Here is a 16,171-nt window from a genome sequence, read left to right on the forward strand (position 1 = left end):
TTGCGTGCCGACAGGGAACCGCTGGGGCGGGTGATTTTTGAATCCGTGTCAATTGCCAATTCAACCGAAGCGAAAGGCAGGTGAAGTGGAATTCGTGCGTCCTTCATTTGTGGTGAACGGAATTTAAAGTTCCGACCTGATCGAATATTCGCGCAAAGGGAGCGTAAAATAGTGACGGGCATCACAAACCGGCAAGGCTTGTGAATGTTAGAGTCCTGACGTAGAGCGAAGCCGCCCATGGCGGCGGCAGGTTGTCGAATGTGCAACCACTACGGGGGAGATCTCGGGGAGGGGTCACCGGACGAGATTCCGGCCGACTCCCGCCGAGACACACACATACGTCACGGGGGACGTTCGAGTGAACCGCATTCTGTTCGGCTGTTGCCGTAGATGACGCCGGTGCCGGCGTCCGATCGACGTCGGTGACCTGCCCTTTTTCTGGTGCCCGCGTCCGGCGCCCCTGTGCGGTCCGGACGGCGGTGCCCTTTTCGCCCGATCCGGTGCCGCGGCACAACGCCGTGCTGCGCGCCGCCCCGGGCCGATTCCCGCACGGCCGAAATCCATCGGAAGTCGCCGGCTGATCCCTGACGTATTCCGTGGAAAGGGCCGGCCGGTGCCGACTTCGTCTTTGTCATGCGCTGAAATGGAGTGCTCCATGCGCGAATTCGTGTCCGAAAAGCAGCTTGCAGGTACCCTCTCCGACGAACCGGGAAAGCGTCCGATCGATGCTGCCGCTCCGGCCGAAGCGCTGGAGGAGTGGCTGGGCGACCCCGATGTGGAGGCGAACTCCCTGTCCTTCGCCCGGAGCCTGGAGCTCGACGAACGTGAGGAATTGCCGGCCGACGGAATCGGCCGGGTGCGGGCCTTCGGGTTTCACCGGTACTTCGTGCCCGACTGGCTGGGCGGAGACCTCCGGAGCACCGAGGAACTGCTGATGCTCACCCGGGTGATCGCCCGCCGCGACATGAACGTGGCCGTGAGCGAGAGCACCCAGATCTGGATGATGCTCGCCTGGATCGGAGGCGACGACGGACAGCGGGCCCAGTGGGCGAGCACGGTGCTGCGCGGAGGGGTCGTCCCCTGCCTGGCCTACTCGGAGCCCGGCCACGGCGCCGACCTGGCCGCCAACGAACTGGTGGCCACCCCGGACGCCGGACAGTACGTCCTCACCGGCGAGAAATGGCCCATCAACCGGGGCCGGACCTCGACCCATGTGGTGCTCCTCGGCACCACGGGCGACGACGGCGTGCCGGCCAAGCGCAAGCAGTCCATGTTCCTCGTGGACAGGTCGCGCGTCGTCTCCGGCGAGGTGACCGGCGTACCCCGCGTCCCCACGTACGGCCTGCGCGGATGCGACATCAGCGGAGTCTCCTTCGACGACGCCCGGGTGGACGCCTCCGCCCGGCTGGGCGCCGAGGGGGAAGGGCTCGAACTGTCCTTGCGCGGCCTGCTGATCACCCGCACCCTGTGCACCGGCCTGTCCCTCGGCACGGGCGACACCATGCTGCGCACGGTCGGCGGCTTCCTCTCCGGCCGGACCCTGTACGACGGGCCGGCGAGCGAGATCCCGTACGTCACCGAGTCCCTCGCCAACGCCTACCTGAGCCTGCTGGTCGCCGAGTGCGAGAGCCTGGTCGCGATGCGCGGACTGCATCTGTACACCGAGGAGTTCAGCGTCTGGGGCAACGCAGCCAAGGTCCAGGTGGCCCGCCTCGTCGACTTCGCCGGCAAGGCGCTCGCCCGCACGCTGGGCGCCCGGTACTACATGCGGGCGGCGGAACACGTCGGCATCTTCCAGAAGATGCTCCGCGACGGCGCCGTCGTGTCCGTCTTCGACGGCAGCGAGCCGGTCTGCCTGGACAGCATCACCCAGCAACTGGCCGCCCTCGCCAAGTCCCACGAGCGGCCCCGCGACGAGGACTGGAGCACGCTGTACGACCTGCGGGCCGAACTGCCCCCGTTCCGGCCGGCCCGGGTGAGTGTGTTCGGCCGCGGCCGGGACGCGACCTTCGCCAGCCTCCCCGCGCTCATCGACCGCCTCGCCGGCCTCGCACCCGACGCCGGCTGCGACGAGGAACGGCTCACCGCACTGCGGACCCGGGCCGAGGAACTGCGCGCACGGCTCGACGCGCTCTACGCGCGTTTCCACGACCTGCGCAGGGCACCGGCGGCAACGCCGCCGGCCTCCGCCAAGACCACCCCGCCGCGGCTGATGAGGCTGGCGGAGGACCTGTGCGCCCTGCACGCCAAGGTCGCCGCCCTCGGGATCTGGCTCCACAACCGGGACCACCTCGACGCGTTCTTCGCCGACGGGGCCTGGCTCGAGGCCGCCCTGGCCCGTGAGCAGGTCCACCAGTACGACGTCGGCGACCTCGATCCCCGGACCGCCCGCACCCTCTTCGACCGCATGAACTCCCAGCGCGAGAAGCACGAGTTCTTCTCCCTCAGGACCATGCGCCAGGCCGCCCCGGGCGCGCACGAAGCGCACCACGGCGCGGACCGGCCGGCCTCCGCCGCCTGACCCGGCACCCGCCCGCCGGACGATCAGCCGCCCGCCGGACGATCAGCCGCCCGCCGGGCGATCGACCGCCCGTCACACGATCCACCTGCTCACCTGCTCACCTGCACACCGGAAGGTCCCGACCTGCGATGAACACCACCGACATGACGCTCGACGACGTGAAGCGCGTCCTCGCCCAGGCGGTCGCCGCCGAGGCCGGCGTACCCGCCGCCGACCTGGCCACCGACCAGCCGTTCACCTCGTACGGCCTCGACTCCATGGCGGCGCTCGCCGTCGGCATGGAGATCGAGGACGCCTGCGGGCTCTCCGACCTGCCGGTGGACCTGCTGTGGGACCACCCGACGGTCGACAGCCTCTCCGAGGCGCTCTGGAACCTGATGAACACCGTGCCCGCCCCGGCCACCGCGGACGGCCGGCGATGACGACCGGAACCCCCATGACCACCGCATCCCCGACGGCTGCCACGTCGCCGCCCGCCAACGCGCAGCAGGCCGGTCTCTGGTTCATCCACGAGACCGACCCCCAGTGCTCCGCCTACCACATCGTGTTCGGCGCCGAGGTCACCGCCGACGCCGCACTCGGCCACCGGACCGAGGAGATCCTCCGCGACCTGATGACCGAGCACGACGCCTTGCGCGTCTGCTTCCAGCCCGGCGAGAACGGGCCGGCGCAGCGGGTCCAGGAGTCCGTGCCGCTCGACATCCGGCACACCGACGCCCGCGGCACGGACCCCAAGACGCTGCGGGACCGCGTCAGGACCGACACCCGCGCACCGTTCGACCTGTCCCGGCCGCCGCTGTGGCGCATCCACCTGTACCGGACCGCCGAGCGCACCTGGGTGTTCGCGGCCGTGCTGCACCACGCCGCCGCCGACTTCTGGTCACTGGCCCTGCTGCTCGGCGAGGTCCGTGCCCGACTGGAGGGAACACAGGGGCAGTTCACCCTGGACGGCGGCGCCTTCGCGTCCTACGCCGAGCAGCAGCGGACCTTCCTGGCCGGCGGGAAGGCCGCCGCGCTGGTCGCCGACGAGGCGGCACGGCTCGCCGACGCGCCTCCCGGCCTCGACCTGTACGGCGACCGGCCCAGGCCGCCGGCCCCGACGTACGAGGGCGGCTCGACACCGTTCGCCCTGTCGGCCGAAGCGACCGACACCGTGAGGGAGTTGGCGCGCGAGTCCGCGGCGACGCCGTACATGGTGCTGCTGTCGGCCTACTTCGTGCTGCTGAGCCGGCTGAGCGGCCAGTCCGACGTCCTGGTCGGCACCCCGACCTCCGGCAGACTGCAGCGCCAGTACCGCGACGCGCTCGGCAACTTCGTCAACACCGTCGTCGTGCGCGGCGAGGTCGAGGAGACCGCGACGTACCGGGAGGTGCTCGCCTCCGTACGGGCCCGGGTGCTCGAGGCGATGCGGGCCCAGGAACTGCCGTTCCCCTGGCTGGTCCGGGAACTCGCGCCGCCCCGCGACCCGAGCCGTACCCCGCTGTACCAGGCCGGATTCGCCTGGGACCGGCTGCCGTTCCTCACCGACATGGACGCCTTCTTCCTGCTGGACCCGGACCGGACCGCCGAACTGGCCGTCGCCGGCGCCACCCTGCGGCCCTACCCGGTGCCACAGCAGGAGGGCCAGACGGACCTGTGGGTCGAGATGGGCGGGGAGCGGGACGGCGCCTTCGCGGGTGTCCTGCGCTACAACACCGACCTCTTCGAGCCGGGCACGGCCCGCGACCTGGCCGCCGCCTTCGTCGCGACCGTGGAGAGCCTGGTCCGGCAGCCGGACGCACCGCTGCACAGCCTCGCCCGGGGCGACGAGCGCCAGTCGGCGCGGCTCGCCGCCCAGGGCTCCGGCCCCGTACGCGCGCTGCCCGACGCCAGGCTCCCGGACCTCTTCCGGGACCAGGTCCGGCGCACCCCCGACGCGACCGCCCTGGTCGCCGACGGCGAGGAGTGGAGCTACGCGCGGCTGCTGGCGCGGACCGAGGAGGTCGCGGCGGCCCTGCGCACCGCGGGCATCACCGCGGGCGACCGGGTCGCGGTGATGGCGGAACGCGGGGCCCCGCTGGTGGCCGCCCTGCTCGGCGTGCTGGAGGCCGACGCCGCCTATGTGCCCCTGGACCCCAAACTGCCGGTGGCGCGGCTCGCCTACATGGCCGAGGACTCCCGCGCGCGGCTGCTGCTCGGTGAGCGCGGCACGGGGGAGAACACACTGCCCGGACTCGGACTCCCCGTGCTGCGACTGGACGACCTGGCGGCGGGCGTCACCGGCGCCGGAAGCGCGGAGCGGACGGGTGCGGAGGGGACCGGCAGGAAGGGGACGGACAGGAAGGGGACGGACAGGAAGGGGGCGGACAGGAAGGAGGCGGGCCCGGACGGCAGGGGGCTGGCGTACATCCTCTACACCTCCGGTTCCACCGGCCGCCCCAAGGGCGTGGCGATCGGGCACCGCGCCCTGGTCAACCTGCTGCTGTCGATGCGCGACACCACCGGGTTCGGCGCCGATGACAGCCTGCTCGCCGTCACCACCGTCTCGTTCGACATCGCCGGGCTGGAACTGTTCATGCCCCTGGTGGCCGGCGGGCGCGTGATCGTGTGCGACAGCGACACGGCCGCCGACGGCGCCCGGCTCGCGGTCCGCATCGAGGAATCCGGCGCGACCTGGATGCAGGCCACCCCCACCTCGTGGCGCATGCTGCGCGACGCCGGCTGGGACGGCTCCCCACGGCTGAACGTCCTCTGCGGCGGCGAGGAACTGCCTCTGGAACTGGCCGAGTTCCTGTCCGGCCGGGTGGCGAGCCTGCGCAACGTGTACGGGCCGACCGAGACGACCATCTGGTCCACCGAGGGCCTGGTCGACCCCGCCGCCGGCATCGACATCGGCCGCCCCCTCGCCAACACGCGGCTGTATGTGCTGGATCCTCGGGGACGTGCCGTCGAACCGGGCTTCCCCGGCGAGCTGTGGATCGGCGGCGAGGGCCTCGCGGCCGGGTACTGGGACCGGCCCGAGCTGACCGCGGAACGGTTCGTCACCGGGCTGCCCGCCGCCCCGCGGCAGCGGCTGTACCGCACCGGCGACCGGGCCCGCTGGACCAGCGACGGCCGACTGCTGCACCACGGCCGCCTCGACCACCAGGTCAAGCTGCGCGGCTACCGCATCGAACTCGCCGAGGTCGAGGCCGTGCTGCAGGCGGTGGACGGCGTCTCCGCGGCCGTCGTGGTGGTCCGCGACGACCGGCTCGTCGGCTACGTGGTGCCCGAGCCCGGCACCGAGCCCGGCACCGGACCGAGTACGGCCGCGTTCAAGAAGGCGGCGGCCGTGTCGCTGCCCCCGTACATGGTCCCGGGCATCCTCGTCGTCCTGGACGAACTCCCGCTGACGGCCAACAAGAAGATCGACCGCAACCGGCTGCCGGAGCCCGAGGTCACCTCGGACGCCGTCTTCGAGAAGCCGCGCGACGCCACGGAGATCACGCTGGCCCGCATGTGGACGGAGATCCTCGGCATCCCCGAGGTCGGCGTGCACGACGACTTCTTCGACGTGGGCGGCCATTCGCTGCTCGCCGTGCGGCTCAGCGCCGCCATCCGCGAGGAATGGGACGTGGAGATCCCGATCTCCGAACTGCTGCGGCAGGGCACCATCGCCGAACTGGCCACGACCGTACGGCGCGGCGGCCAGGAGACCCCCCGCGTCCCGGTCGTCACCCTGCGCGAGGGGGAGGAGGGAAGCAGGCCGCTGTTCCTGTTCCACCCCTTCGGCGGCACCGTCTTCTGCTACGTCGAGCTGACCCGCCACCTCCCGCCGGGCCGCGCGGTCCTGGCGGTGGAGGCGCCCGGCATCGAGAGCACGGGCGAGGCCGAGGTGAGCGTCGAGGGGATGGCCGCCCGGTACATCGAGTACCTCAGGGAGATCCAGCCCACCGGGCCCTACGCCCTCGGCGGTTGGTGCTTCGGCGGGGTGATCGCCTACGAGGTGGCCGGCCAACTGCGCGCCGCCGGCGAGGAGATCGAACTCCTCGCCGCCATCGACAGCCGTGCCCCGATCGAGGAGAACATCCCGGAGACCGCGGACGACGCGACGATCCTGTCGTGGTTCGCGCGGGACCTCGCGGTGCCCTACGGGAAGAGCCTCGACATCCCCGCCGAGGACCTGCGGGAACTCGGCGGCGACGCCGCGTTCGACCACATCCTGGCCCGGGCCGCGGCCATCGGCGTCCTCGCCGAGGACGCGGACCGCGACCAGATCCTGCGCTACTTCGAGGCGTACCTCGCCAACGGCATCGCCCTGCAGACCTATCTGCCCGAGCCGAACGACCTCGAACTCCTGCTGCTCCGAGCCGTGGACGAACCCGTCGACTACGGGCCGAAGCTCGGCTGGGACACGCTGATCAAGGGATCGCTCCAGGTCGTCGACGTCCGCGGCGACCACAACTCCGTCATGTATCCGCCGCACGCCGCCGTCGCCGCCGAGGCGATCGCACCGCACATGGGAGCACACCGCCGATGAACACCGCGTCCCTCAGGGCTGAGTACGAGTTCGTCCTTCCGGTGGGGCCGAAGGAGGCCTTCGCCTGGCTGTCCGACCCCGCCCGCGACCCCGAGTGGCAGGCCGGCTGCGTGGACACGAAGCTGCTCAACGGGGCCGCGCGCGAGGGCTGCCGGTACGAGATCACCTTCGCGATGATCGGCAAGCGGATGACGTTCACCGTCGACATCACCGAGTACGAACCGGGCCACCGCTCCCGGTTCCACGTGGTGGACGGGCCGTTCGGCTACACCGGCACCTACGACTACACCGAGCACCCGGACGGCACCACCGGCGTGCACTGGACGTTCGACGTGGAGCCCGGGGACTACTTCGGGATCATGCCGAAGTCCCTGCTGCGCAAGGTGCTGGTCAGCCAGGTCAAGAAGGACTCCGGCCGGCTCGCCGACCGGCTCGCGCAGGCGGAGCGGCCCCGGTCGTCCTGACCCGGGTCCCGGCGCGCCCGCACCGATCACACCCGCGTCCTGACAGGAGAAGTCATGCCAGGGGAAACCCCGCAGTACGGGATCACACCACAGCACGGGATCACATCACAGCACGAGAACACGCACACGCCGCAGTCCGCGGGCCGGCCGCGCCCGAAGGTCGTCGTCACCGGTGTCGGCACCACCACCGCGCTCGGCGGTGACGTGGCCACCACCTGGGACGCGTTGCTCCGCGGCGAGAACGGCATCCGGCTGCTGGACGACGAGGACTGGACGAAGGACATGCCCCCGGCGCTCGGCGGACGGGTGAAGGTCGAACCCGGACCCGCGCTCGAGCACAAGCAGCGCCGCCGGCTGAGCCGTTCCGCCCAGCTCGCCGTGACGGCCGCCGCGGAGGCCTGGAACGACGCCGGCCTCGACAGCGCCCCGGCGGGGTCGCGCCGGGTGGCCGTGGTCGTGTCGGCCGCCCTGGGCGACATGAACGCGATGATCAGCGGCTGGGAGGCGCTCAAGAGCCGGGGCTGGAACCGGGTGCACCCGCTGACGGTGCCGATGTCCATGGGCAACGGCTCCGCGGCCGCCGTCGCCCTGCTGGTGAACGCGCGGGCGGGAGTGCACGCCACGGTCAACGCCTGCTCCTCCGGGACGCAGGCGCTGGCCACCGCGGCCGAGCTGATCCGCCGCGGCGAGGCGGATGTCGTTGTGGCCGGCGGCACCGAGGCACCGCTGCATCCGCTGGTCCTCGCCTCGTTCGGGTCGATGCGGGCCCTGTCGAAGCGGGTGGACGACCCGGCCTCGGCGTCCCGCCCGTACGACGCGGACCGCGACGGAATGGTGCTCGGCGAGGGGTCGGGCATCCTCGTCCTGGAGTCCGAGGCGCACGCACGGGAGCGCGGTGCGCGGATCTACGCCGAACTCGCCGGTGTGGGCAGTTCCTCGGACGCCTACGACATGGTGCAGCCCGACCCGGCCGGGGCCGGCACCGCCAGGGCGATCCGGGACTCGCTCGCCGACGCCGGAGCCCGGCCCGAGGAGGTGGTCCACCTGAACGCCAACGGCACGGCCACGCTCCCCGGCGACGCGGCCGAGGGACACGGCATCCGGGCCGTCTTCGGGGGCGCCGACCGGGGGCCCGCGGTCTCGGCGAACAAGTCGATGACCGGGCACAGCCTGGGCGCGGCCGGCGCGATCGAGTCGATCGCCACCGTGCTCTCCCTCTACCACGGCATCGTGCCGCCGACCCGCAACTTCACGCGGCTCGGTGAGGACCTGTCGGTCGACATCGTGCACGGCAGCCCGCGGAAGCTGGAGGGCGAGCAGAACGTCGCGGTGAAGAACTCGGCCGGGTTCGGCGGGCACAACGTCGCCCTCACCTTCCGCGACGTCCCCGCCCGACAGCTCCCGTAAGAACACACCCGTAAGAACGACCTCCGTAATGCCCGTATCCAGACGTGGAGTTGTTCCAGTGACAGCGATTGACCGCACCGTGGTCGTCACCGGTCTCGGTGCCACCACACCACTCGGCGGGGACGCCGCCTCCACCTGGCGGGGTCTGCTGGCCGGCCGCTCCGGGGTCCGCCCGCTGAGGCACGACTGGGCCCGCGAGGTCCAGGTGCGCATCGCCGCCGAGGCCGCCGTGGAGCCGAGGGAGGTGCTGCCCGGGTCCGAGACCGGCAAGCTGGACCGCGCGGCCCAGTTCGCCCTCGTCGCGGCGCGCGAGGCGTGGGCCGACGCCGGGTTCACCGGCCGGGCCGGCGCGGACGCCCCGGTGGACCCGGACCGGCTCGGCGTGGTCGTCGCCTCCGCCATCGGAGGGATGACCTCGCTGCTCGACCAGTACGAGATGCTCAAGCAGCAGGGCCCGCGCGGGGTTTCCCCGCACGCGATGCAGATGATGATGGCCAGTACACCGTCGGCCACCGTCGGCCGGGACGTCAACGCCCGTGCAGGGGTGCACAGTCCGGTCAGCGCCTGCGCCACGGGCGCCGAAGGCATCGGCTACGCCATCGAGATGATCCGTACCGGCCGAGCCGACATCGTCGTCGCGGGCGGCACCGAGGCGGCCATCTGCTCGCTGAACATGGCCGCCTTCGGCAACATGATGGCGATGTCCAAGCGCAACGACGACCCGGGGGCGGCCTCCCGCCCCTACGACGTCGACCGGGACGGCTTCGTCATGGGCGAGGGCGCGGGCGTCCTGGTGCTCGAGGCGGCCGAGCACGCGGCCCGGCGCGGCGCACGCGTGTACGCGGAGGCCGTCGGGCAGGGGCTCTCCGCGGACAGCCACCACATCACCCGGCCCGAGCCGACGGGCCGCGGCATCGCCGCCGCGCTGAGCAACCTGCTGGAGGCGAACGACCTGAAACCCGCCGAGATCGTGCACGTCAACGCGCACGCCACCTCGACCCCGATGGGGGACGTCGCCGAGATCACCGCGCTGCGCACGGTGTTCGGTGACGACACCGACCGCTTCGCGGTCTCCGCCACCAAGTCCATGACGGGCCACCTGATGGGCGGGGCCGGCGGGGTCGAGTCCGTCGCCGTGATCCTCGCGCTCCGGGACCGGCTCGCGCCCCCGACCGTCAACCTGGACACCGTCGACCCCGAGGTGGCCGCGGACATCGTCCGCGACGAGCCGCGTCCGCTGCCCGAGGGGCGTATCGCCGCCCTGAACAATTCCTTCGGATTCGGCGGCCACAACGTGGTGCTGGCGTTCCGGACCCGGTGACGCCGCTCGGCGCGCTCACCGGTGGGGAGGGCCCGGGTCCGCCGTCTCCGGGCCCGTTCCGGCCCGGGGCGGGCGGAGGTGGCGGACGAGCGCCGTGGCCAGGGCCTTCCGTACCTCCTCCGGAGGGCGGGGGCCCGCCCGGTCGGCATCGGCGGTCACCGCCGCGGCGACCGTACGGAGCGGGGCGCCGGACAGCCGGGAGGCCTCGCGCAGGATGCGCCAGGCGGTCTCCGAGCCGCAGCCGTGGGCGGCCATGAGGATGCCGCGGGCCCGGTCGACGGCCGGCCGGGAGGCGATCGCCTCCCGGAGCCGCTCGACCTCCTCCTCCCGCACGGGCGGCCGTTTCGCCGGCTCCGCCGCCACCGCCGGGGTGGCGGCGGGCGCCGGCACGCGGTCCCTGTCGGGAGAGCGCAGCGGGTCGGTGGTGTCCAGGCCGACGAGCGCCAGGATGCGGCGCGGCTGACCGGTCCAGCGAGTGGCCGTGACCGGCACCGACCGTCGGCGGCCGTGGTCGCGCAGGACCTCCAGGAACCGCAGTCCCGCCGTGTCCATGAAGTGCACCCCGCTCATGTCCAGGTCGACCCGGGCCGTGCGGGCGGGCAGCTGGGCCAGCTTCCGGGCGAGGGTGTCCGCGCAGCCGTGGACCAGTTCACCGCGCGGGGCGAGCAGCGCCCGGTCCGCGTCCATCCGCCCACCGATGACCAGGGTGCCGCGTCGTCCCGAGAAAGGTCGTCCCGAGAAAGGGGGTGGGGCCGCGGAGGTCATGACACCGCCTTGTCGGTACGCGTGCGGGCCGTCGGGCGTACGGTTCGGTCGCCGTGGAGCGGGTGGCAGGGCGTGCGGGAGTGCGGAACGTGCGCGGTCCGGGCAGTACTCGCGGGTGCGCCTGCCCGGTTTGCCGCGCCCTACACCCCTTGTCGTCGAACCGGCCGGAATTCCGGCCGGGTACGGCGGGTACGGCGGGTACGGCCGGCCCGGTGGCTCAGGTCGCCAGCGGGTTCAGCATCAGGGGGGCGATCTTGCCCTCGATCATGGCGCCCAGCCCCTGGACGGCGCACACGTCCGGCCGTTCGGCGATGTGGACCGGCATGCCCGTCGCCTGCCGCAGCATCTGGTCGAGGCCCGGCAGCAGGGCGCTGCCGCCGACCATCATGAGCCCGCGGTCGGCGAGGTCGGCGACCAGGTCGGGCGGGCAGCCCCGCAGCACCTTGCCGATCCCGTCCAGGACGCCCGTCAGCGGGGTCTGGATGGCGTGCCGCACGGCGGCCGTGTCGACCTTGACCGAGCGGGGGAGGCCGGTGGCGACGTCCCGGCCGTGGATCTCCGTCGACTCCGGGCCGTGCGGGGTGAGCCCGTTGCCGGACAGGGCCACCTGCAACGGCCGTACGGACTGGCTCGGCAGCATCAGTTCGTGCTGGTGGCGAAGGTGCTGGACGATGGCGTGGTCCACGGCGTCACCGCCGACGGGCATGCGCTCGGCCGTCACGATCGACCCGAGGGAGAGCACGGCCACCTGCGTGGTCGCCGCCCCGCACATGAGGATCATGGTCGCCTCGGGACGTTCCACAGGCAGCCCGCAACCGACGGCGGCGGCGATGAGCGTGTCGACCAGCTCCACCCGGCGGGCGCCCAGCCCGACCAGGGTCTCGATCGCGGCGCGCTGGGCCAGCGGATCGGCGTCGTGCGGGGTGCAGGCCGCGGCGCGCAGGCCCGGCCGGCGGCGCAGCGTGCGGCGGATCCGGTCGCCGAGCAGATGCCGCAGCATGCGCTGCGCCATGTCGATGTCGACGACGGTGCCGCCCGACACGGGCCGTACGACACGGATGTAGCTCGGCGTCCGTCCTTTCATCCGTTCCGCGAGCTCGCCGACCGCGATCAGCGCGCCGGTACGGGTGTTCACGGCGGCGGCGGACGGCTGGTCGACGACGAGACCGGCGCCCTTGACGTAGACCCGGGTGCGGGCTGCTCCCAGGTCGACGGCGAAGTGGCAGCGGCGCAAATGCTCCAGACTGGCGGTCACGGCAATCCTCCCGAGTGCGCGGTCCTGCGGGCCGCCGGGCGGCGGACCTCATGACCATCGTGCGCGCCCGAGAGGGCCGCCGCCCCTTGTGGGGGGCCGGGCGGGGGCCGGGTGGGGGCTGCTGAACGGGGTGTGGCGCGGCAACCGCAGGGGCGGACCCGGGCCTCCCACCGGCCCCGTACGGGTCGCGGGCTCGGCCGAGGCACTGCGGGAAGAAGGGGGTGGCCGCCTCCCCGCCGGCGCGGACAGCCGGGGCCGACGCGGACAGCGGGGGCTGACCAGGCCACGCGTCCCGCCCGCCGATGCTGTTGGTCGATTCGGCCCGGCGTTCCGGGCCTCGCGAGCCCGTACCGACGGCACGGGTGCTCCGGCTGCGAACCGTGACACATTCCCGGAAAGTGTCACGGTCGACGAACTCATGCCCCGGGTCTGCCGGATTCGCCCACAGCATCCGCCCGCCGCACGCGGGGCGACGCTCGGGTTCGGCGGCGACCGCGTGGGCCACGGGCGCCACCGGTTCACCTGTCGTCGTGATGGTGATCGGGGTCGGGCTCGGGGTGGCCGACGATGCCCCGTACGACGCCCAGGCCCACCAGGTCCTGCGGGCGGACACGGAGTTGGTCCGCCGTGGCCTCCACCTCCTCCGAAGGACGTTTGAGAATCGCCGCCGCGAGTTCCGGGGCGATCACCGAGAAGTAACTGTCGGTTGTGGCCCAGGTGTTGCCCGGGACCGCCAGGGCCAGGGCGCCGCCGGAGCCACCCTCGCCGATGACGAGCGTGGTGACCGGGGTGCGGGCGGCGGCCACCGCGGCGAACAGGTCGGCGATGGCCGCTCCCGCACCCTGCCGTTCCGCCTCCGCGTCGTTGGCCGCGCCCGGTGTGTCCACCAGGGTCAGCACCGGGACGCCGAGCCGGTCCGCGAGCCGGATCAGTCGGGCGGCGGTGCGGTACCCGGCGGGACGGGTCGCCGTGCCGGTCTGTGCGGCGTAGGCGACCGTACGGCCTTCGTGCTCGCCGAAGCCGCAGAGCATGCCCTGCGGATCGGTGCCGCCGCAGCGGTCGCCGTTGATCGCGACGCGGTGGGTGAAGTAGGTGTCCAAATAGGCCTGTGCGCGCGGGCGTTCGGAGGACCGGGCGCGCCGCACGGCGTCCCGGCCGGTGGCCGGAAGACCGGCCGGACCCGGACCCGGACCCGGACCCGGACCCGCGCCCAGCGGCTTCGGTGGGGCGGCCGGGGCGGTGGACGGGTGGGTCAGCAGTCGCAGCCACCGGCCCAGCGTGCCGCGCAGCTCCTCCGGCGGGACCACGGCGTCCGCCGCACCCGCCGCCACCTGCGCCTCAGCCGTGTAAGCCGCCGGGTCGGCGTCCGCCGGGCGGACCCGTGAGCCGGCGAAGCCGACCTGTGCGCCGGGCAGCGCGAGGACCACGTCGGCGCCCGCGCCCAGAGTGGCCCAGCCGCCGCCCGTCGTCGGGTCCCGGAGCACCGCGATCTGCGCCGTCCCGGCTTCCCGGGTGAGCACCGATTCGCGCGCCACCCGCTGGAGTTGGGTCAGGGCGAGCATGCCCTCCTGCATCCGGCTGCCGCCGGTGGCGATCAGCGGGACCACCGGCAGCCGGTGCGCGCGGGCATGCGCGTACGCCGCCACCAGCCGGTCGCCGGTGCGTTCGCCGAGCGAGCCGCCGAGGAAGCCGAACTCGAAGGCGATCAGCACGGCCCGGACGCCCTCGACCAGGGCGGTGCCGCAGACCACCGACTCCTGCTCGCCGGTGCGCTCGGCCGCACGGGCGCGGGCGGCGTCGTAGCCCGGCCAGCCGAGCGGGCCGTCGGGGGCCGCCTCCGCGGACTCGGTGGATTCCCGTACGGAATAGGGGAGTTCGATGAAGGTCGCGTCGTCGGCGACGAGGGCGATGGTTTCGCGCGCGGTGAGCCGGTCAATCATGGCGCAGCGCCCGCTTCATGATCTTCCCCATGTCGTTGCGGGGCAGCGCGGCGAGGTGGTGGAGCACCCGCGGACGCTTGTGCGGGGCCAGGCGGGCGGCGACATGGTCGGCCAACTCGTCCAGAGCGGGCGGCGCCCCCGGATCCGCCGGGACGACCCACGCGACGATCCGCTCGCCCAGGTCGGCGTCCGGCTCCCCGGTCACCGCGGCCTCCCGGACGCCGGGGTGTTCCAGCAGCGCGTTCTCGATCTCACCGGCGCCGATCTTGTAACCCCCGCTCTTGATCAGGTCAGTGGCCTTGCGGCCGACGATGCGGACGTAGCCGTCGGCGTCGCGCACCGCCATGTCACCGGTGCGGAACCAGCCGTCGGCGGTGAAGGCGCCCGCAGTGGCGTCCGGCCGGTTCAGATACTCGGTGAACAGGTTCGGACCGCGCACCTGGATCTCGCCCACGGTCTCCCCGTCGTACGCCGCCACCGGGGACCCGTCCTCCTCCACCAGCCGCAGCTCCACGCCCGGCAGCGGCACGCCCACGGTGCCGGGCCGGGCCTCGCCGTCCGCACGGACACTGGTGTTCATCAGCGTCTCCGTCATGCCGTACCGCTCGATCACCCGGCGTCCGGTGGCCGCCGCGATCCGCTCGTGGTCGTGCACGGGCAGCGCCGCCGACCCCGACACCAGCAGCCGCGCCCCGGCCAGCGCCTCGGTCAGTTCCGGCTCGGTGGGCAGCGCCTGGGCGACGCGGTGGTACATCGTCGGCACACCGAACAGCATGGTCGCGCCGCCGCTCAGCTCCCGGGTCACCCCCTCGGTGGTGAACCTGCCGAGGTGACGCACCGAGCCGCCGCGGCGCAGCGGGCCCAGGACGCCCAGGACGAGACCGTGCACATGGAACAGAGGGAGCCCGTGGACGAGGACGTCGTCGCCGGTCCACCGCCAGGCGTCGGCGAGCGCGTCCAGGGTGGCGGCGATCGCGCGCCGGGGGATGACGGCGCCCTTGGGCGGGCCGGTGGTGCCGGAGGTGTAGACGACCAGGGCCGGGTCCTCGTCATCCGCGCGGCCCCCGGCGAAGTCCCCGGGGAGCACGCCGGGGGCGCGGTCGGCCGGGTCGACGTCCAGGCGGGCCAGGCCGCCCAGTGCCTCAGGGAGTTCCTGGCCGGGCGCGGTGAGGACCAGGTCCGGGGCGCTGTCGGACAGGATGTGGCCGAGCTCCTTGGCGCCCGACTTCGGGTTCAGGGGCACCACGGTCACCCCGGCGAGCAGCGCCGCGGTGACCGCGACCGCCGTCTCCAGCGTCGGGGTCGCCCAGACGGCGACCCGCCGCGCCTCCCGGACGGCCCCGGCCACCGGGCGGGCCGCGGCGGCGAGTTCCCCGTACGTCAGTGAGCGCTCGCCGAACCGGAGGGCGGGCCGGCCGGCGGCAGGGCCGTCACCGTCGGTCAGGGCCGGGAAGAGAGAGGACACGCGTCGTACTCCTTGGGTGTCGGTACCGGGGCCTTACCCCTGGGCGTGGACACCTTAGACATGGACCCTGAGGTCCGGAGGAGGAGATATCGCACATGGTGACGAAGGTGTACTCAGCGGAGTTCAGGGCGGACGCCGTCGCGCTGCACCTGTCGGACCCGAAGAGCACGTACGAGGGCGTCGCGAAGGACCCGGAAACCGCGTGGGCCACCAACCGGGAACTGATGGCCCAGCTCACCGGCACCTTTCGTCGACACCACTGACGCCGCGATCACGGGACCACTGCTAAGGGCTTGCCGGAAAATAACTTGCTGGTTTTGCGACTTGACCTCGCAGGTCAGCTAGCTGCCCATCCACATGTTGTTCTTCTGCAGGTCCTAAGGGCCTGCCGGGAATTAACCTGTGGGTTTTGAGACTTGAACCCGCAGGCCAGCGCGCCGCTCGCCCACATGTCGTTCTCCGACAGGCCCTAAGGGTCTGCCGATCATTAAGGTGTTGCTTTCAGGGCTGGGGCTCGTTGGTGTCGTATGCGCAT

11 protein-coding genes are annotated in these 16,171 nt (G+C 72.8%); 7 read left to right on the plus strand and 4 right to left on the minus strand.

Going from position 1 to position 16,171, the window contains the following annotated elements; translation table 11 throughout:
- Nucleotides 1-655: 655 nt before the first annotated feature.
- From ACFPZI_RS36885 to ACFPZI_RS36910, 6 genes are all read left to right on the plus strand, one after another.
- Nucleotides 656-2,521: an acyl-CoA dehydrogenase gene (locus tag ACFPZI_RS36885; protein ID WP_381371532.1), complete on the plus strand. Its 1,866-nt coding sequence runs from the start codon at nt 656-658 to the stop codon at nt 2,519-2,521.
- Nucleotides 2,522-2,649: 128 nt separating this feature from the next.
- Nucleotides 2,650-2,943 (plus strand): acyl carrier protein, encoded by a 294-nt coding sequence (locus ACFPZI_RS36890; RefSeq protein ID WP_381371533.1) that lies wholly within the window; start codon nt 2,650-2,652, stop codon nt 2,941-2,943.
- A 14-nt stretch (nt 2,944-2,957) separates the two neighbouring features.
- Nucleotides 2,958-7,019, plus strand: coding sequence for a non-ribosomal peptide synthetase (locus ACFPZI_RS36895; protein ID WP_381371534.1), 4,062 nt, complete (start codon nt 2,958-2,960; stop codon nt 7,017-7,019).
- Nucleotides 7,016-7,483, plus strand: coding sequence for an SRPBCC family protein (locus ACFPZI_RS36900; protein WP_381371535.1), 468 nt, complete (start codon nt 7,016-7,018; stop codon nt 7,481-7,483). Before ACFPZI_RS36895 ends, ACFPZI_RS36900 begins: the two co-directional genes overlap by 4 nt.
- A gap of 54 nt (nt 7,484-7,537) precedes the next feature.
- Nucleotides 7,538-8,890, plus strand: coding sequence for a beta-ketoacyl-[acyl-carrier-protein] synthase family protein (locus ACFPZI_RS36905; RefSeq protein ID WP_381371536.1), 1,353 nt, complete (start codon nt 7,538-7,540; stop codon nt 8,888-8,890).
- A 28-nt stretch (nt 8,891-8,918) separates the two neighbouring features.
- The gene (locus ACFPZI_RS36910; protein ID WP_381371537.1) at nt 8,919-10,211 is read left to right on the plus strand and encodes a beta-ketoacyl-[acyl-carrier-protein] synthase family protein; all 1,293 of its coding nucleotides are present in this window, start codon (nt 8,919-8,921) and stop codon (nt 10,209-10,211) included.
- Between the two features lie 15 nt (nt 10,212-10,226).
- Here ACFPZI_RS36910 and ACFPZI_RS36915 read toward each other — a convergent pair whose 3' ends face one another.
- The 4 genes from ACFPZI_RS36915 to ACFPZI_RS36930 all read right to left on the minus strand — a co-directional run bounded on the left by ACFPZI_RS36915 (nt 10,227) and on the right by ACFPZI_RS36930 (nt 15,636).
- Complete coding sequence (locus ACFPZI_RS36915; protein ID WP_381371538.1) at nt 10,227-10,898, minus strand: ANTAR domain-containing protein; 672 nt, start codon at nt 10,896-10,898, stop codon at nt 10,227-10,229.
- 295 nt (nt 10,899-11,193) lie between these two features.
- Complete coding sequence (locus ACFPZI_RS36920; protein WP_381371539.1) at nt 11,194-12,231, minus strand: rod shape-determining protein; 1,038 nt, start codon at nt 12,229-12,231, stop codon at nt 11,194-11,196.
- A gap of 518 nt (nt 12,232-12,749) precedes the next feature.
- Nucleotides 12,750-14,171 carry a carboxyl transferase domain-containing protein gene (locus tag ACFPZI_RS36925; RefSeq protein WP_381371540.1) on the minus strand — a complete coding sequence of 474 codons (1,422 nt, stop codon included), beginning with the start codon at nt 14,169-14,171 and terminating at the stop codon, nt 12,750-12,752.
- Nucleotides 14,164-15,636, minus strand: a complete 1,473-nt coding sequence (locus ACFPZI_RS36930) for an acyl-CoA synthetase (RefSeq protein WP_381371541.1) — start codon at nt 15,634-15,636, stop codon at nt 14,164-14,166. The genes ACFPZI_RS36925 and ACFPZI_RS36930 overlap by 8 nt, the downstream gene beginning before the upstream one ends.
- Before the next feature lie 95 nt (nt 15,637-15,731).
- On the opposite strand from ACFPZI_RS36930, the gene ACFPZI_RS36935 reads away from it, so the two are divergent.
- Complete coding sequence (locus ACFPZI_RS36935; protein ID WP_381371542.1) at nt 15,732-15,899, plus strand: hypothetical protein; 168 nt, start codon at nt 15,732-15,734, stop codon at nt 15,897-15,899.
- Nucleotides 15,900-16,171: the final 272 nt, after the last annotated feature.

Source organism: Streptomyces chlorus, from assembly GCF_042655885.1.
Lineage (GTDB): Bacteria > Actinomycetota > Actinomycetes > Streptomycetales > Streptomycetaceae > Streptomyces > Streptomyces chlorus.

Excerpts from the sequence above, each read along its gene's own strand:
- ACFPZI_RS36885 (WP_381371532.1), top strand. The coding sequence starts at position 656 with ATGCGCGAATTCGTGTCCGAAAAGCAGCTTGCAGGTACCCTCTCCGAC.
- ACFPZI_RS36890 (WP_381371533.1), top strand. The coding sequence starts at position 2,650 with ATGAACACCACCGACATGACGCTCGACGACGTGAAGCGCGTCCTCGCC.
- ACFPZI_RS36895 (WP_381371534.1), top strand. The coding sequence starts at position 2,958 with ATGACCACCGCATCCCCGACGGCTGCCACGTCGCCGCCCGCCAACGCG.
- ACFPZI_RS36900 (WP_381371535.1), top strand. The coding sequence starts at position 7,016 with ATGAACACCGCGTCCCTCAGGGCTGAGTACGAGTTCGTCCTTCCGGTG.
- ACFPZI_RS36905 (WP_381371536.1), top strand. The coding sequence starts at position 7,538 with ATGCCAGGGGAAACCCCGCAGTACGGGATCACACCACAGCACGGGATC.
- ACFPZI_RS36910 (WP_381371537.1), top strand. The coding sequence starts at position 8,919 with ATGCCCGTATCCAGACGTGGAGTTGTTCCAGTGACAGCGATTGACCGC.
- ACFPZI_RS36915 (WP_381371538.1), bottom strand. The coding sequence starts at position 10,898 with ATGGACGCGGACCGGGCGCTGCTCGCCCCGCGCGGTGAACTGGTCCAC.
- ACFPZI_RS36925 (WP_381371540.1), bottom strand. The coding sequence starts at position 14,171 with ATGATTGACCGGCTCACCGCGCGCGAAACCATCGCCCTCGTCGCCGAC.
- ACFPZI_RS36935 (WP_381371542.1), top strand. The coding sequence starts at position 15,732 with ATGGTGACGAAGGTGTACTCAGCGGAGTTCAGGGCGGACGCCGTCGCG.